At 70.6% G+C, this 16468-nt stretch carries 12 protein-coding genes and 1 pseudogene; 11 read left to right on the top strand and 2 right to left on the bottom strand.

The genetic code is table 11. From position 1 onward, the window contains the following. Positions 1-17: 17 nt before the first annotated feature. Positions 18-2741: a sensor domain-containing diguanylate cyclase gene (locus VBO01S_RS18010; RefSeq protein WP_062477271.1), complete on the bottom strand. Its 2724-nt coding sequence runs from the start codon at positions 2739-2741 to the stop codon at positions 18-20. Positions 2742-2935: 194 nt separating this feature from the next. Beyond that, on the bottom strand, positions 2936-3283 hold the full coding sequence (locus VBO01S_RS18015) for an STN domain-containing protein (protein ID WP_062477274.1): 348 nt from the start codon (positions 3281-3283) through the stop codon (positions 2936-2938). A 313-nt stretch (positions 3284-3596) separates the two neighbouring features. Between VBO01S_RS18015 and VBO01S_RS18020 the strand changes: the two genes are divergently transcribed. The 11 genes and pseudogenes from VBO01S_RS18020 to VBO01S_RS18070 all read left to right on the top strand — a co-directional run. After that, positions 3597-4169, top strand: coding sequence for an RNA polymerase sigma factor (locus tag VBO01S_RS18020; RefSeq protein ID WP_223301388.1), 573 nt, complete (start codon positions 3597-3599; stop codon positions 4167-4169). Further along, positions 4166-5164 carry a FecR family protein gene (locus VBO01S_RS18025; protein ID WP_062477277.1) on the top strand — a complete coding sequence of 333 codons (999 nt, stop codon included), beginning with the start codon at positions 4166-4168 and terminating at the stop codon, positions 5162-5164. The genes VBO01S_RS18020 and VBO01S_RS18025 overlap by 4 nt, the downstream gene beginning before the upstream one ends. Positions 5165-5235: 71 nt before the next feature. After that, positions 5236-7734 (top strand): TonB-dependent receptor, encoded by a 2499-nt coding sequence (locus VBO01S_RS18030; protein ID WP_062477280.1) that lies wholly within the window; start codon positions 5236-5238, stop codon positions 7732-7734. A 1-nt stretch (position 7735) separates the two neighbouring features. After that, positions 7736-9127, top strand: coding sequence for an MFS transporter (locus VBO01S_RS18035; protein WP_070094994.1), 1392 nt, complete (start codon positions 7736-7738; stop codon positions 9125-9127). A 51-nt stretch (positions 9128-9178) separates the two neighbouring features. After that, positions 9179-10852, top strand: coding sequence for a serine hydrolase domain-containing protein (locus tag VBO01S_RS18040; protein WP_082818186.1), 1674 nt, complete (start codon positions 9179-9181; stop codon positions 10850-10852). After that, on the top strand, positions 10849-13215 hold the full coding sequence (locus VBO01S_RS31880) for an alpha/beta fold hydrolase (RefSeq protein ID WP_082818187.1): 2367 nt from the start codon (positions 10849-10851) through the stop codon (positions 13213-13215). The genes VBO01S_RS18040 and VBO01S_RS31880 overlap by 4 nt, the downstream gene beginning before the upstream one ends. After that, complete coding sequence (locus tag VBO01S_RS18050) at positions 13212-14375, top strand: alanine racemase (RefSeq protein ID WP_062477290.1); 1164 nt, start codon at positions 13212-13214, stop codon at positions 14373-14375. The genes VBO01S_RS31880 and VBO01S_RS18050 overlap by 4 nt, the downstream gene beginning before the upstream one ends. 29 nt (positions 14376-14404) lie before the next feature. After that, complete coding sequence (locus tag VBO01S_RS18055; RefSeq protein WP_062477293.1) at positions 14405-15271, top strand: MotA/TolQ/ExbB proton channel family protein; 867 nt, start codon at positions 14405-14407, stop codon at positions 15269-15271. A gap of 31 nt (positions 15272-15302) precedes the next feature. Beyond that, positions 15303-15731, top strand: coding sequence for an ExbD/TolR family protein (locus tag VBO01S_RS18060; protein ID WP_062477296.1), 429 nt, complete (start codon positions 15303-15305; stop codon positions 15729-15731). Positions 15732-15759: 28 nt separating this feature from the next. Continuing rightward, positions 15760-16197, top strand: a complete 438-nt coding sequence (locus tag VBO01S_RS18065; protein WP_062477298.1) for an ExbD/TolR family protein — start codon at positions 15760-15762, stop codon at positions 16195-16197. Beyond that, positions 16194-16468: pseudogene (locus tag VBO01S_RS18070) on the top strand (energy transducer TonB); the annotation flags it as partial. The gene VBO01S_RS18065 and the pseudogene VBO01S_RS18070, both read left to right, overlap by 4 nt.

The raw sequence follows: 16468 nt of genomic DNA on the forward strand, positions 1-16468 counted from the left end.
CGGCGGGCGTGCCGACGCTAACGGTAAAACGCGAAACGGTTGCGGCCCTGCGACTTGGCCGCGTAGAGCGCCGTGTCCGCCCGCGCGAGCAGTTCGCCGGCACCGACGCTGGCATCGACCGTCTCGACGAACACGATGCCGATGCTGGTCGTGACGTCCAGCCGCCGGCCTTCCACTGGGAACGCCGGCGCCGCGATCTGCGAGACGATCTTGTGCGCCACGCCCGCCACCGCGTCCTGCGAGTGCACGTTCTCCAGCACGATCACGAACTCGTCGCCGGCCAGGCGCACCACCGTGTCGGTCTCGCGCACGCTGGCGCGCAGGCGGCGCGCGTACTCGGCCAGCACGCCGTCGCCGGTGGAATGGCCGAGCGTGTCGTTGATGGCCTTGAAGTGGTCGATGTCCAGGAACATCAGCGCCATGCCGCCTTCGGCGCGGCGCACGCGCGACATCGCCGCGGGCAGCTGCTCGTTGAAGGCCAGGCGGTTCGGCAGGCCGGTCAGCACGTCCATGCGTGCCAGCTCGATGAGCTTGCGCTCGGCCTCCTTCAGCGCCGTGACGTTGAAGGTCATGAGGTAGAAGCCCGCCGTGTGGCCCGCCAGGTCCTTGTCGGGAATCAGGTTCACCTGGAAGTGCGCCTCCCGGTCATCGATCGGCACCTGCACCGGGTACTGCGTCGCCCTGCCGGCGAGCACCGTGGGCAGGTGGGGCGTGTGCTGCGCATACACAGCCTCGCCCACGGCCGAGCGCAGCGTCACGCCGTCGAGCGGCGCGCGCTCGTCCAGGCCCGCCATGCGCCGCGCGCGGCTGTTGCCGTACAGGCAGTTCTCGTCGCGGTCGAAGTAGGCGACCAGCGCGGGGATGTTGTCGGTCACGTCGCGCAGGCGCTTTTCCTGCTGCGTGAGGGCGCGGCGGATGTTCACTTCGTCGGTGATGTCGAAGGTCATCGCGAACACGCCGTGCACCATGCCCTCGGCGTCCTGGTCGGGGATGTAGTGGGCCTTGAAGGTGCGGTCGCCGATGCCCAGCGCCGCGTCGCCGGCCTTCTCGACGATCACCGTCTCGCCCGCCAGCGCGCGCTCCATGTGGGGCCGCACCACCGCGAAATCGGCCGCGCCCCGCACGGCCGGCATCCACTGGCCCACCAGCGGCTGGCCGTGGTGCAGCGTGCGCACCTTGGCATTGACGAAGGTGTAGTACAGCGCGGCGTCGACGTGCGAGACCAGCGCGGGAATGTTGTCGGCGATGGTGCGGATCTGCGCCTCGCTGTGCGCCAGCTCGAGCTCGATGTGCTTGCGCTGCGTGATGTCGAAGGTCATCGCGTAGTAGCCGCACACCCGCCCCTGCGCGTCGAGCTCGGGGATGAAGTCGGTCTGGAAGAAGTGCTCTTCCTCGTCGCGGTGCGCGGCGCCGCGCCGCTCGAAGGACACGGCCTCGCCGGCCAGCACGCGCCGCAGGTTGTGCTCGAGCGTCGGGTCGTCGTGCAGGCCGCTCATGCTCTGCACGGGCTGGCCCACCAGCTCCTCGGCGCTGTAGCCCAGCTCCTCGCACAGCCGCGCATTCACGAAGGTGTAGCGGCCCTGCGCGTCGGCGTGCGAGATCATGGCCGGCAGGTTGTCGGTGATGTCGCGCAGGAACTTCTCGCTGGCCTGGTGCTGCTGCATGAGCCGGTCGAAGGTGCGCGAGAGGTCGCCGATCTCGTCGTCCGGGTAGGTGCGCGCCACGGCCGCCTGCGCGGGCGCCGCGTGGGCGTCGAGCATGTGGCGGTGCAGCCCGGTGAGCGGGCGCAGCTGCTGGCGCACCACGGCCAGCGCCAGCGCGCCGGCCAGCAGCGCCAGCACGATGGCGCCGATCCACGCGGTGCGCTCGATGGCGTCGATGCGGGCAAAGGCCTCGTGGCGCGGGTACATCGAGCCCATGATCCAGTCGGCCTGGCGGATGCGCTTGAAGGCGTACAGGCCGGGCACGCCCGCATGGTTCACGCCTTCGATGGTGCCTTCGAAGCCGCCGATCGCGCGGTCCAGGTCGGGCGCGTCGTCGGCCATGGCCATGTTGGCCTGCTTGAGCACGCGGTCGGCCAGCGGATGGTCGATCACGATGCCGTCGGCGGTGGTGATGAACACGTAGCCCGTCTGGCCGAAGCGCACGTCGGCCAGTTCGCCCAGGATGTTGCGGTCCTTCAGGTTGATGGAGCCCGAGATCACGAACAGCACCCGGCCGGCCGCATCGAGCACCGGCTCGGTGATGGCGACCTGCGCCAGGCCGTTGAGCCGGTTGCGGTAAGGCTCGGAGATCACGCCCGTGCGCGCGGCGACCGTGTCCTTGAAGTACGCGCGGTCCTTCACGTTCACCTTGCCGATCTGTCGCGCGCCGTTCAGGTTGGCGACCAGCTCGCCGTCCGTGTCCAGGAAGGCGACGTTGTCGAACGCCGCCCGCAGGGACTGGTGCTTCTCGAGAAAGGCCTGCAGCGGCGCGGCGTTCGTGATGCCGTGCGAGCCCACGCTCTCGGCGATCGTCTTCAGCAGGATGCGCCGGCTGGCGAACTTCTGCTCCACCGCGCTCGCGATGGCCGACAGCCGCGCGAACTCCTCGTTGGCGATCGAGGCCTGCATGCGGCTCTTGACCAGGTGCAGCGCCACCGTGGCGATGACGAAGGTGGTGGCCAGCACGACGGCCGCAACGCCGACGCTGAGGCGCGTGTTCAGGCTGATGCGGCGTTTCGCGGTCGCGAAGAGTTTCATGGGCGTCGTGCGGGCGGTGCAGCGAAGCGGCGGGGACCACCGGCCGGGCCGGCCAGGGGGGCACGGCACACACCCTTCGCGCGTTGCGCAGCTAGTGTGTCAGAAAGTGCGAGAAATGCGCGCCATTGCGGTGCATCTCGCGGGGTTCCTGGGGGCCGGAGTGTTGCGCAGGTGCGCGAGGGAAACCAATCGTATTACTCGACGCGCGGCGGCGGCTCCGATCGGGCGGCCGCGGGCGAGCGGGCCGGCGCGATGAGCACCATCGCGCCGTCCTGTCCGCGCCGCACGCGCAGGCGCGTGCCGTCGAGCAGGCGCTCCAGCGCCGCGTCGGCGGCGATCTTTCCCCTGATGCCCCGGGTCGAGAGGTCCTTGACGTCTTCCATCTTGTAGATGAGCTGCACGCCCGACTGCGCGATGTAGGCGTCGAGCGCGGGCCGCAGCTCGCCGCCCTTCACGTCGAACTCCCGCGCGTGGGCGCAGGCCAGCCCCGTCGCCAGCAGGCCGGCGGCGGCCACGAGGGCAAGGCGGGGGCGGGTGAGCAAGAGGGCAAGGAAGGTGGGGGGCTGCCTCCGGATTCGAATCATGTCGGTCTGTTTTCCGCGAATTGGTTTTTCTTCTGCCCCCGGTGAGACGAGTTCGAGCGCACTTTCCGGTAACGGGGCAAGGGGGAAAAGCCCTCGGGCCCGGCCTTCTAGAATTTCCGGGTCCGCCGCCGGGCACGGGAATTCAAGGAAATTTCGCCGGCGGGCCTTCGCGCGTTACCGGAAATCTTCGGGCCGTTCGTCTCACTGTCTGTCGCCAATCCCGGCGACCTGCCGCTTCGTGTGTCGGCCCTTCAATTTCCAGGAGCGCTTCGTGGTTCTCAGTGACTTGGATGCCTGGTTCGTCAGCGAGGTGCTGCCGATGGAAGCCGCGCTCACGCGCTTCCTTCGCCGCAACTGGCGCGACGACGCCGAAGTGCCCGACCTGCGGCAGGACGTCTACGTGCGCATTTACGAGTCCGCCTCCAGATCCATGCCCGACCAGGTCAAGCCTTTCGTTTTTGCCACCGCGCGCAACCTGCTGATCGACCGCGCCCGGCGCGCGCAGATCGTTTCCATCGAGATCATTGCCGACCTCGACGCGCTCGATTTCTCGGCCGACGAGCTCACGCCCGAACGCCACGCGGCCGGCCGCGGCGAGCTGCGGCTGCTGCAGACGGCGCTCGACGCGCTGCCCTCCAAGTGCCGCCGCGTGGTCGAGATGCGCAAGATCGACGGGCTCTCGCAGCGCGAGGTCGCCACGCAGCTGGGCATCACCGAGGACACGGTCGAGCGGCAGGTGTCGCGCGGCGTGCGCGCCCTGGCCGACGCCCTGCTGTCGGGCGGCGTGCAGCTGGACACCAAGGCCTTCGGGCGAGCGCAGAACGAGCGGAGGCTCTCACCATGAGCGAAGCGCAGCGCATCGAATCGTTGGCCGCCGACTGGCTGGCCCGCCGCGACAGCGGCGACTGGACCGACACCGACCAGCAGCAGCTGGACGCCTGGATCGCCGCCTCCATCGCCCACCGCGTGGCGTGGCTGCGGCTGTCCAGCGCGTGGGAGCGCGGCGACCGGCTGGGCGCGCTGCGCACGCCGGCGATCCCGATCCCCGCGCCGACGCCTGCACCACAGCCGCAGACGGCGCGTCCGCCTCAACGCCTGTCGCGCTTCTCGCTGCAACGCATCGCCGCCGGCGTGCTCGTGGCCGCGGCCGGCACAGCCTGGCTCGGCTGGCAGTACACGCAGGAAGAACGCGGCCAGCACTACGCCACGGCCGTGGGTGCGCGCCAGTCGGTCGCGTTGTCCGACGGCTCGAAGCTCACGCTGAACACCGCCACGCAGGTGCGCACGGCCGTGAACGACAGCGGGCGCAAGGTGTGGCTGGACGCGGGCGAGGCCTACTTCGACATCGCGCACGACAAGAACCATCCCTTCGTCGTCATCGCCGGCGACCGCCGCATCACCGTGCTGGGCACGCGCTTCCTCGTGCGGCGCCAGGGCGAGCAGGTGAACGTGACGGTGGAGGAAGGGCGCGTGCAGATCGCCGCGGCCAAGCCCGATGCCCGAAGCGCCGAGCCCACCGTGCTCACGCGCAACCAGGCCGCAGTCACGCATGCCGACAACGTGCTCGTGATGTCCAAGGCGCCCAAGCAGGTCGACGACGAACTCAGCTGGCGCGAAGGCAAGCTCGTGTTCGACCAGACCACGCTGGGCGACGCGGCCGCGCAGTTCAACCGCTACAACCTGCGCAAGCTGGTGATCGCCGACCCGGTCATCGCGCAGGTGCGCATTGGCGGCAGCTTCGATGCGAACAACATGAGCGGCTTCGTGGCGCTTCTCAAGCAGGGCTTCGGCCTCGCTGCGCACGAGGCCGGCAACGAAATCAGAATTTCGAATCCGTAAATTACCGGAATGTGACGGGGCATTCGTCTCAGTGGGTACCCAAACAAATAACCACGCTGGAGACACACACAATGAATCGCACCGCGCCCCGCACCGGCCTGCCGCCCCAGAAGAAGAAGCGAACGTACGGCGCGCTGCGCCCGTGGGTCATCGGCGGCGCGTGGGCGCTGGCCAGCGGCATGGCCGCGCACGCGCAGACGCAGACCCCGCCGCAGGGCTTCGACGTGAGCGGCGGCGATCTCAAGACCGCGCTCGACGCCTACATCGCGCAGGGTGGCGTGCAGCTGCTCTACAAGGTCGACGACGTGAAGGGCGTGGCCACGCGCGGCGTGAAGGGCGCCCTGTCGCCGCAGGACGCGCTGGCGCGGCTGCTCGAAGGCACGCCGCTGCAGACGCGCCGCGGTGACGACGGCGCCATCGTGATCTACACGGCCGCCGCTGCCGCCAAGCCGCAGGCCGACGAGGCGCCGCAGTCGCTGGACAGCGTCACCATCACCGCCACGCGCCGCCGCGAGCCGGTGCGCGAGATCCCGATGCAGGTCAACGTGATGAAGGCGCAGGCGCTGGAACGCGCGGGCGCCAAGAACCTGGCCGACTACGTGGCCGAGCAGCCGGGCGTGAACCTCACCAGCAGCGGCAGCGTGGGCGGCACGCTCACCATGCGCGGGCTGACCACCGGCCCGGTGCAGGGCATCGCGACCGTGGGCGTGTACGTGGACGACGTGGCCACCGGCATGAGCTCGGCCGGCGCGAGCGGTGGCAATACGCCGCTGGACATGGGCATGCTCGACCTGAGCCACATCGAGGTGCTGCGCGGCCCGCAGGGCACGCTGTACGGCGCCGGCGCCATGAGCGGCGTGCTCAAGTACGTGACCAACCAGCCCGACACCATGGAGTTCGCGGGCTCGGTGAAGCTGGGCACCTCGTGGACGCAGGGCGGCGGCCCCGGCTTCACGACCGGCGCCGTGCTCAACGTGCCGCTCAAGGAAGACGTGGCGGCCGTGCGCTTCGCCGCCTTCACCGACCAGTTCGGCGGCAGCTACGACGCCACGGGCCTGGCGCGCGGGCGCAACATCGACCGCGGCCACACCGACGGCGGCCGCGTCTCGCTGCTGCTCACGCCCACGCGCGAACTCACGGTGCGCCTCACGGGCACGGTGCAGGACGTGCATCGCAAGGGCCTGGGCTTCGAGGACATGGACCAGCGCACGCTGCGCCCCTGGACGCGGGAGCGCACGCGCCAGCTGTCGGCCAACGAGTCGTACAGCAACCTCACGCAGCTGTTCGGGCTGGACGTGGAATACGACTTCGGCTGGGCCCGCCTGAACTCGATCACCTCCGCGCAGGACGTGAAGATCAACAACACCGTCGACGTCACCGGCCGCTACGGGCCGCTGCTGAGCGCGCTGCGCGTGCCGGTGGCCTCGGTGCCGGTGAACAGCGCCGTAGAGCAGCACCGCGTCAGCCAGGAGTTCCGCCTGACCTCGCGCTCGGGCACCACCATCGAGTGGCTGGCGGGCCTGTACCTGAACCGCGAACGCGGCAGCAACAACGGCGTCATGGACGCCAACCTGATCGGGGGCCGCAGCCTCGGCCTGCTGACGTCGACGCAGTCCTCGCGCTACCGCGAGGAGGCGGCCTACGGCGACGTCACCTGGAACGTGACGCCCAGGTTCTCGCTCACCGGCGGCGTGCGCCTGGCGCGCAACAACCAGAAGTACGCCAGCCGCCAGACCGGCCAGCTCGTCGGGTCGGTCGCCGCCAGTGCCGCCGGCACCTCGTCGGAAAGCCCGACCACCTACCTGGCCGCGGCCAAGTACACGCTGTCGGACACGAGCACCATGTACTTCCGCGCGGCCAGCGGCTACCGCCCCGGCGGTCCCAACGTGCTCAAGGCCGACACCGACCGCAACGTGGTGCAGCCGATGTACAACTCCGACTCGCTGTGGAGCTACGAGCTGGGCTACAAGGCCGACCTGCTGGACCGCACGCTGTCGCTGGAGGCGGCGCTGTACGACATCGAGTGGACCGGCGTGCAGCAGCCCACGCGCAGCGGCGCCTTCGTGTTCGTCACCAACGCGGGCGCGGCCCGCATCAAGGGCAGCGAGGTCACGCTCAACTGGAAGCCCAGCAAGGAATGGCGCTTCACCGCCAATGCCGCGGCCGTCGATGCGCGCCTGACCGAGGATGCCAAGGGCCTGGGCGCCAAGGCCGGCGCGCGCCTGCCGCACACGCCGCGCTTTGCCGCCACGCTGGGCGTGACGCGCAACTTCAGCCTGGCCGACCACCCGGCCTACGTCGGCATCAGCGCGCGCTACACCGGCAAGCGCGATGCGGGCTACCGCGGCAGCACGGCCATTCCGAGCATCAACATGCCGGCCTACACGCTGGTCGACCTGCAGGCGGGCATCGACTTCAAGCGCTTCAGCGTCTCGGCCTACGTGCGCAACCTGACGAACAAGCGCGGCATCGTGTCGATCGAAACCGGACTCAACGCGAACCCGAACCTGGTGACCGCGGCGCTCGTGCCCGCGCGCACCATCGGCGTGAACGTCAACGTTCCGTTCTGACATGTCGGGCCTCCCACCGTTCGCGGCACCGATGCCGCTGGATGCGGCCGCCCCTGCGGCCCTGGAAACGACCCGCAAGGCGCCCACCAGCGCCTGGTATGCGCTGGCGGTGCTCATCATCGCGACGGTGCTGGGCTCGATCGACAAGGTCATCCTCACGCTGCTGACGGAGCCGATCCGCCAGACGCTGTCGCTGTCCGACACGCAGCTCGGGCTGCTGCAGGGCGCCGGCATCGTGCTGTTCACCGGCATCGCCACGCTGCCCTTGGGCTGGCTCAGCGACCGCTACGACCGGCGCGTGGTGCTCGCGGCCTGCGTGGTGCTGTGGAGCGCCGCCACCGCCATGCGCGGCACAGCCATGGACTACGGCGTGCTGTTCGTCGCCTCCGTCGGCCTGGGCGTGGGCGAGGCGGGCCTCACGCCCATCACCAACAGCATGATCCCCGACCTGTTCCCGCGCGCGCAGCGGGTGCTGGCGAATGCGGTGTTCGCGCTGTCGGCCATCTTCGGAAGTGCGCTGGGCGCGCTGCTGGGCGGCACCATCGTGCACCTGACGGACGACCTGCGGCCCTGGCTGCCGGTCGCGATGCAGCAGCTCGAAGCCTGGCGCCTGACCTTCTTCGTGCTGGCCAGCGCCGGCATTCCGGTGACGCTGCTGGTGCTGTCGATCCGGCGCACGCCGCGCGGCGGTGCACAGGAAGCCAAGGCAAAACCGGGGGCGCCGGCCGCCGACGCACCGGGCGCCACGACCCTGCGCCAGCACCTGCGCCAGCACTGGCGCACCTTCGCGGGCCTGGTGGTCGGCGTGGGCCTGACCAGCGTGGGCCTGAGCTCGCTGGGCACCTGGCTGCCGATCCTCACGGCGCGCACCTACGGCGTCACGCCGGTGCAGATGGGGCAGGGCATGGGCCTGGCCTTCCTGTGCGGCACGGTGGCCGGCGGCCTGCTGGGCGTGCTGTCGATGCGCTACGTGCAGCCGCGCATGGGGCCGGCCGCGGCGCTGCGGCTGATCATGCTGGGCAATCTCTCGGCGGCGCTGATGTCGACGCTGCTGCTGTTCACGAGTTCGGCCAACCACAACTTCGCGCTGCTGGGCCTGCTGGTGGTGCCGCTCATCGGCAGCGCGGTGCTGCTGCCCAACGTGCTGCAGGACGCGGCGCCGCCGCACCTGCGCGCCCGCACCATCGCCATGCTCACGCTGGCCAGCCTGCCCTTCGGCGTGGTGGGTCCACTCGTGGTCGGCATGTTGTCGGACGCCCTCAAGTCGATGCCCAACGGGCTGGCGGTGTCCATCGTCGTGACCACGCTGGTCGGCGGCAGCCTGGGCGCCATGGTGCTGCGCGCCGCCGAAGGCCCGTTCGTTCGCCTGATGCGCGAGGCGAAACCGAACTGAGCCTTCCGCGTCGAGATCCCGCTCCCCCCTTTCATCGTTCGTTGTTCCTCCATGTCACAACCACACCCTTCAGCCTCTCTTCCTGACACCGCTTCCGCACTGGCCGCCATCGACGCGCTGGTGGCGCCCCTGAACCGCAGCGACGCGCCCGGCCTGGTGCTGGCCATCGCGCAGCATGGCCGCCTGCTGTACCGCCGCGCCGTCGGCATGGCCAGCCTGGAGATGGGCGTGGCGCTCAAGCCGACCACGCGCATGCGCATCGCCTCCACCAGCAAGCACTTCACGGCCATGGCCGTGCTGCTGCTGGCCGAAGACGGCCTGCTCGACGTGGAAGACCCGGTGCAGAAATACCTGCCCGAGCTGCCGCAACTGAGCGCCAACGGCCCCACGCTGCGCCACCTGCTCACGCACACCAGCGGCTGGCGCGGCCACGACGAGCTGTGGGCCATCGCGCACGGCCTCACGTTCACGCTGCCTGGCCCGGGCCTGCCCGCCATGGCGCGCCAGAGCGAGCTGAACTTCGAGCCCGGCACGCACATGGTCTACAGCAACGGCGGCTACTTCCTGCTGGCCAAGATCGTCGAGCGCGTGAGCGGCAAGAGCTTCAACGACTTCCTGAAGGCGCGCCTGTTCGACCCGCTCGGCATGGCCGACACCTCGTCGGTGGTGACCGACCTGGACGTGGTCCCCGGCATGGCCGGCCTGTACATGCCCGCGCCCGGTGGCGGCTGGCGCCGCGGCCTGTACCCGTGCGAACTCGACGGCGGCGGCTCGCTGGTGTCGACGGCGGACGACATGCTGCGCTGGCTCGCCCACATGCACGGCAGCGAAAAGATCGTGGGCAGCGCGAAGAGCTGGGCGCTGCTGTCGGCGCCCACCACGCTGTCGTCGGGCTCGAAGGTGAACTACGGCTTCGGCCTCGCGCGCCACCCGTACCGCGGCGTCGAGATCGTGCACCACGCGGGCGCCGTGCTCGGCGCGCAGTCGCAGATGATCAGCGTGCCCAGCCACGGGCTGGACATCATCGCCATGGTGAACGGCGCGCCCGTGTCGCCGTCGGCGTTGGCCCTCAAGGTGATCGAGCTGCTGCTGGGCGACGCGCTCGCGCCGCCCGAGGTGCGCCCGCTGGCCAGCGCCTTCCCCGCGCTGCCCGGCCAGCGCTACCACGCACCCTCCACCGGCGGCCTGCTGGGCTTTGCGGACGTGGCCGGAAAGCTGGCGCTGTCGTGGCAGGCCGGCGAGGCCAGGCCCCTGAACCAGGGCGACGGCAAGCTCTGGCTGGGCCTGCAGGACCTGCCGACGAACGACCTCGTGATCGACACCGCCGACATCGACCCGCAGCGCGCACCCGATGCCTTCGTGCTGCACGAAGGCGGCCAGCCGCGCCGCTTCGAGCGCCTGCCCGAGACCGCGCCCGATGCCGCCTCGCTCGCCGACGAACTGTGCGGCGACTACACCAGCCCCGACCTCGACGCCACCGCGCGGATGGTGTTGGTCGACGGCAGGTTGCAGCTCACCGTGCAGGGCCGCCACGGCCAGCACGCGTGCGTGCTGACGCCGCTGTCGGCCGACGTGGCGACGCTCGCCTCGGTCGACCCGGTGCTGGCCCAGCTGGGCAAATCGGTTCTCAACGTGGAGCGCAAGGGTGGCCGGGTCGTGGGACTGCTGTTTGCCACGACGCGCTCGCGAAACATCCACCTTGCCCGCCAGGAGCCCCGCGCATGAAGTTCTTCACCACCCTGTTCGCCACCGAAACCAACACCTTCGTCTCGGCCCCCACCGGCCTGGGCAGCTACGAGGAATACGGCATCTTCCGCGGCGACGCCAGCACGCGCGACGCCACCGGCTACGGCCTGTACGCGGTGGAAGTGCGCCGGCAGCTGGCCGCCGAAGGCCATGAAACGGTCGAGAGCCTGCTGGCCTTCGCGCAGCCGCTGGGGCGCACCGTGCGCAGCGTGTACGAGCGCCTGCGCGACGAGATCCTGGACGACCTGCGCAAGGCCGGCCCGGTCGACGGCGTGATCCTCGTGCTGCACGGCGCGATGGTGGCCGACGGCTACGACGACTGTGAAGGCGACGTGATCTCGCGCGTGCGCGAGATCGTCGGGCCGAACGTGCCCATCGGCGTGTCGCTCGACCTGCACTGCCACTTCACGCAGAAGATGGTGAACACGGCCGACGCGATCATTTGCTACAAGGAATATCCGCACACCGATGCGTTCGAGCGCCTGACCGAGCTGATCCGCATCGTGGTCGACACCGCGCAGGGCCGCGTGAAGCCCGTGACAGCCGTGCACGACTGCCGCATGGTCGGAAAGTGGCACACCACGCGCGAACCGATGGCCGGCTTCGTGCGCCGCATGCAGGACGCCGAAAAGCTGCCGGGCGTGCTCTCGGTGTCGCTGGGCCATGGCTTCCCCTGGGCCGACGTGCCCGAGTCGGGCGCCAAGCTGTGGGTGGTGACCGACAACGACCCCGCGCTGGCCGCGAAGCTGGCCGAAGAACTCGGCCGCGGCTTCTGGGACCTGCGCCACGAGACGGGCGTGCCCTCGCTCTCGATCGAGGAGACGCTGGCCAAAGCCATGGCCGTTCAGGGCGGCCCCGTGGTCATCGCCGACACCGCCGACAACCCCGGCGGCGGCGCCACCAGCGACAGCACCTTCATGCTGCGCGCCGTGGTCGAGCGCGGCATCGGCGACGTGGCCTTCGGCGGCGTGTGGGACCTGGGCGCGGTGCAGCTGTGCCGCGACGCGGGCGTGGGCGCGAGCTTCGAGCTGCGCCTGGGCGGCAAGTGCGGCCCGGCCTCGGGCGATCCGATCGACCTGCACGTGACCGTGATGAACGTGGTGGAGGCGCACTCGCAGGGCGGCCTCTCGGGCGTGCGCACGCCCATGGGCCCGTGCGTGTGGGTGCAGGCCGCCGACGGCGTGGACATCGTGCTCATCAGCAAGCGCAACCAGGTCATCGGCGCCGACCTCTTCACGGGCCTGGGCATCGACCTGGCGGCCAAGAAGCTGGTCATCGTGAAGTCGGCGCAGCACTTCCACGCGGAGTTCGGTCCCCTGGCCAAGTCCGTGCTGTACGTGTCGACGCCGGCCTCGCTGAGCACCGACTTCGCCAACCTGCCGTACCGCGTGCGCGACCTCGACTACTGGCCGCGCGTGGAACAACCCGGTCGCCCGCACCACATGGCCGCGCCCGGCGAGCTTTACACCATCGACGGCCGCGCCATGCACCTGCAGCGCAGCGGCCCCGTGCCGGCCAGCGCCGCGCAGCCCACGCTCGTGATCGAGGCCGGCGGCGGTTGCGCCTCGCCGACCTACGCGCGCCTGCAGCAGGCGCTGGCGGCCAAGCACCCGGTGATCAGCTACGACCGCGCCGGCATGGGCTGGAGCGAAGCCGACGACGCGCCCTTCGACGGCGAACGCACCGCGCACCGCCTGCATGCGCTGCTCGCAGCCGCCGGCGTGACGGGCCCGATCGTGCTCGTCGGCCATTCGCTCGGCGGCCTGCTGAACCGGGTCTACGCGGGCCTGTACCCGCAACAGGTCGCGGGCGTGGTGATGCTCGACGCCAGCCACCCCGACCAGTTCGCGATGTACGAGCACCCGCCCGAATCGCAGTTCGCGGCCGAGCGCGTCAAGCGCGCGGACTTCCAGGCCGGCGGCCCGCCGCCGCCGGAGCAGGCGCCCATCGAGGCCCTGTTCGCCGACATGCCGCAGGTGCTGCGCCAGATGAAGGCGACCTACACGCCCGAAGCGCTCGACACCATGGTGGCCGAGGTGCGCGGCCTGCCGCACGTCGCGCGCCAGGCGGCCGCGTCGCCCGACTTCGGCGCGCGTCCGCTGGCCGTGCTGTGGGCGCAGCAGCAGCCGCTGCCGGCCGGTGCCGACCCGGCCATTGCCGCGGTGCAGCAGCGCTGGCCCGAGTTCCAGGAAGCGCATGCGGCGCTGTCGACGCAACGCCGCCTGGCCTGCATCGAAGGCGCCGCGCACATGACGCTGGTGCTGCTGCCGCCGCTCGTGCAGCGCGTGGCCGAGGAAATCGACGGCGTGATGGCGCAGATCGCCTCCGGAACCAGCCGATGACGCCCCTGGCCGAACTCACCACGCCCGCGCTGCTGCTCGACGTCGGCGTGCTCGAACGCAACTGCGAGGCGATGGCGCAGCGCGCGGCGCGCCACGGCGTGGCGCTGCGCCCGCACCTGAAGACCGCCAAATCGGCGGAGGTGGCGCGGCGCGCCACGCGCGGGCAGGCCGGCGGGCTCACGGTGTCGACCGTGGCCGAGGCCGCCTACTTCGCGCGCCACGGCTTCACCGACCTGACCTACGCCGTCGGCATCGACGCGAACAAGATCGAGGCGCTGCACGACATCCAGCGCACGCACGGCGCGCGCGTGACGCTGCTGGCCGATTCGGTCGAGGCCGTGCAGGCGGCCGGTGCCCGCGCGCGGGCGCTGGGCGCCAGCTTTCGCGTGCTGCTGGAGATCGACACGGGCGGCGGCCGCGGCGGCGTCGGTCCGCGCGACGACGGCCTGCTGTCGCTCGCGCGCGAGGTGCAGCGCAGCGAATCGCTGGCGCTGGCCGGCGTGCTCACGCATGCGGGCCACAGCTACCACGTGCAGGGCGGCACGGCGATCCGTGCCATCGCCGAGGCCGAGCGCGCCGGCGCCGTGCATGCGGCCGAGCGGCTGCGCGCGGTCGGCATCCCGGTCGAGGTGGTGAGCGTGGGCTCCACGCCCACGGCCGTGTGCGCGCAGTCGCTCGACGGCGTCACCGAGATGCGCCCCGGCGTCTACACCTTCTTCGACCTGGACCAGGCGGCGCGCGGCATCTGCGGCGTGGACGAGATCGCGCTGTCGGTGCTGGCCACCGTGATCGGCCACAACCCGCGCTCGCGGCGCGTGCTGATCGATGCCGGCGCGCTCGCGCTGTCGAAAGACCAGTCGGCGGCCGAGTTCCGCGCCGGCCTGGGCTTCGGGCTGGTGTGCCGGGCCGACGGCACAGTGCCGCTGCCCGGCCTGTGCGTGGCCGAGCTGCACCAGGAGCACGGACTGATCGCGTGCGAAGGCGACGACGACGCACAGGCCATGTTCCGCGCGCTGCCCCTGGGTGCCCGCGTGCGCGTGCTGCCGCACCACGCCTGCATGACGGCCGCGCCCTACGACCGCTACCACGTGGTGGACGGCGCGGGCAGCGGCGTGCAGGCGGTCTGGGACAAGGCGCATGGCTGGCAGGCCGGCGCCTGAAGCAATCTATTTTTCTGGAGAAGACAACGATGACGAAGACATTCCTTGCACGGCTGACGGCCGTGGCCGCGCCCTTTGTTCTGGCCCTCGGCCTGGGCAGCGCGCCGCAACTCGCAGGCGCCCAGACGCCGGCCGCACCGCAGGTCGCGGCCAGTGCTGCTGTCGCCGCACCGGCGCCCGTGGCGGTGCCCGAGAAGCCTGCCGCCCCGGTTGCCGCACCGGCCGCCACCGCCAAGGTCGACAACCCCTACGGCGTGGGCGCGCTCTGGTCGCAGAGCGATGCCGTCGCCAAGGCCGTGCTCGCCATCCTGGCGATCATGTCGATGGGCAGCTGGTACGTGATCGTCACCAAGCTGCTCGAGCAGATGCGCATGGGCCGCCAGGCCCGCGCGGTCGACAACGAGTTCTGGAACGCGGGCACCGTGCAGGCCGGCACCGCGCGGCTGGCCGAGGGCAGCCCGTTCCGCTTCATCGCCGACGCCGGCATGCAGGCCACGCAGAAGCACGACGGCCTGCGCGGCAAGGTCGACTTCGCCGACTTCGTCGACCTGTGCATCCACCGCGCCACCGAGCGCGTGCAGCGGCGCCTGGGCAACGGCATGTCGCTGTTGGCCACCGTGGGCTCCACCGCGCCCTTCGTCGGCCTGTTCGGCACCGTCTGGGGCATCTACCACGCGCTCACCGCCATCGGCGTGGCGGGGCAGGCGTCGATCGACAAGGTGGCCGGCCCGGTGGGCGAGGCGCTCATCATGACCGCCATCGGCCTGGCCGTGGCCGTGCCTGCCGTGCTGGGCTACAACTGGCTCCTGCGTCGCAACATCACCGTGATGGACGACGTGCGCGAGTTCAGCGGCGAGCTGCACTCCGTGATCCTGGCCGGCAGCGCCGCGGCCTGACGCGCGCGCACGCACGCAAGCGGACTGCGCCATGGCGATGAACATCCCGGCCTCCGGGGGAGACGAGGAACAGGCCATCGCGGCCATCAACACCACGCCGCTGGTCGACGTGATGCTGGTGCTGCTGATCATCTTCCTCATCACCATCCCGGTGGTCAATTACTCGGTGCCCGTCGCGGTGCCGAAGGAGCGCAACGAGGTGCGCGAGAGCAAGCCCGAGACCGTCGTGATCTCGGTGGACGCCGCCGGCCGAACCTACTGGTACGACACGCCGGTGCAGGGCACGCCCGCGCTGGTGGCGCGGCTCACCAAGGTGGCGGCCATGAGCCCGCAGCCCGAGGTGCACATCCGCGGCGACTGGCATTCCGACTACGAGCCGGTGGGCCGGATCATCTACGCCTGCCAGGCGGCCGGGATCGCCAAGGTGGGCTTCATCACCGAGCCGCCCGCGCGCAACTGAGACGAGCAGACAGCGAGACAAGCAAGCCATGCCAAGAAAACAGAAGCAGGGGCGGCGCAGCAGCACGCCTTCCGACGAGCCGATGATGGACATCAACACCACGCCGCTCATCGACGTGATGCTGGTGCTGCTGATCATGCTGATCATCACCATCCCGATCCAGCTGCATTCGGTGAACCTGAACATGCCCACGGGCAACCCGCCGCCCAGCGATCTCAAGCCCGAGGTGCTGCGCATCGACATCGACGCGCTCAGCGTCGTGCAGTGGAACGGCGAGCCGCTGGCCGACCGCACGGAGATGGAACGGCGCTTCGAGCAGGTCGCCGCGCAGGCGGTGCAGCCCGAGGTGCACCTGCGGCCCGACCGGCGCGCCAAGTACGAAGTGGTGGCCGGCGTGATGGCCTCGGCGCAGCGCACGGGCGTGAGCAAGCTGGGCATCGTGGGCGCGGAGCAGTTCATCCCATGAAGCGCTCCCGCAAGGACTTCAACCCGAAATCGCGCTTCGGCCCCGTGGGCATCGCCGTGATGGTGCTGTTCCACGTCGGCGTGGGCTATGCGCTCGTTTCGGGGCTCGCGCGCCAGACGGTCGAGCTGATCAAGAAGCCGATGGACGCGACCATCATCAGCGAGATCAAGCCGCCGCCCCCACCGCCACCGCCGCCCCCGCCGCCGAAGAAGATCGTGCGGCAGGAAACGCCCAAGGCCCCGCCGCCGCCGCGCCCGGCCTACGTGCCGCC

It is taken from the genome of Variovorax boronicumulans NBRC 103145, assembly GCF_001591345.1.
In the GTDB taxonomy this organism is placed as follows: Bacteria; Pseudomonadota; Gammaproteobacteria; order Burkholderiales; family Burkholderiaceae_C; genus Variovorax; species Variovorax boronicumulans.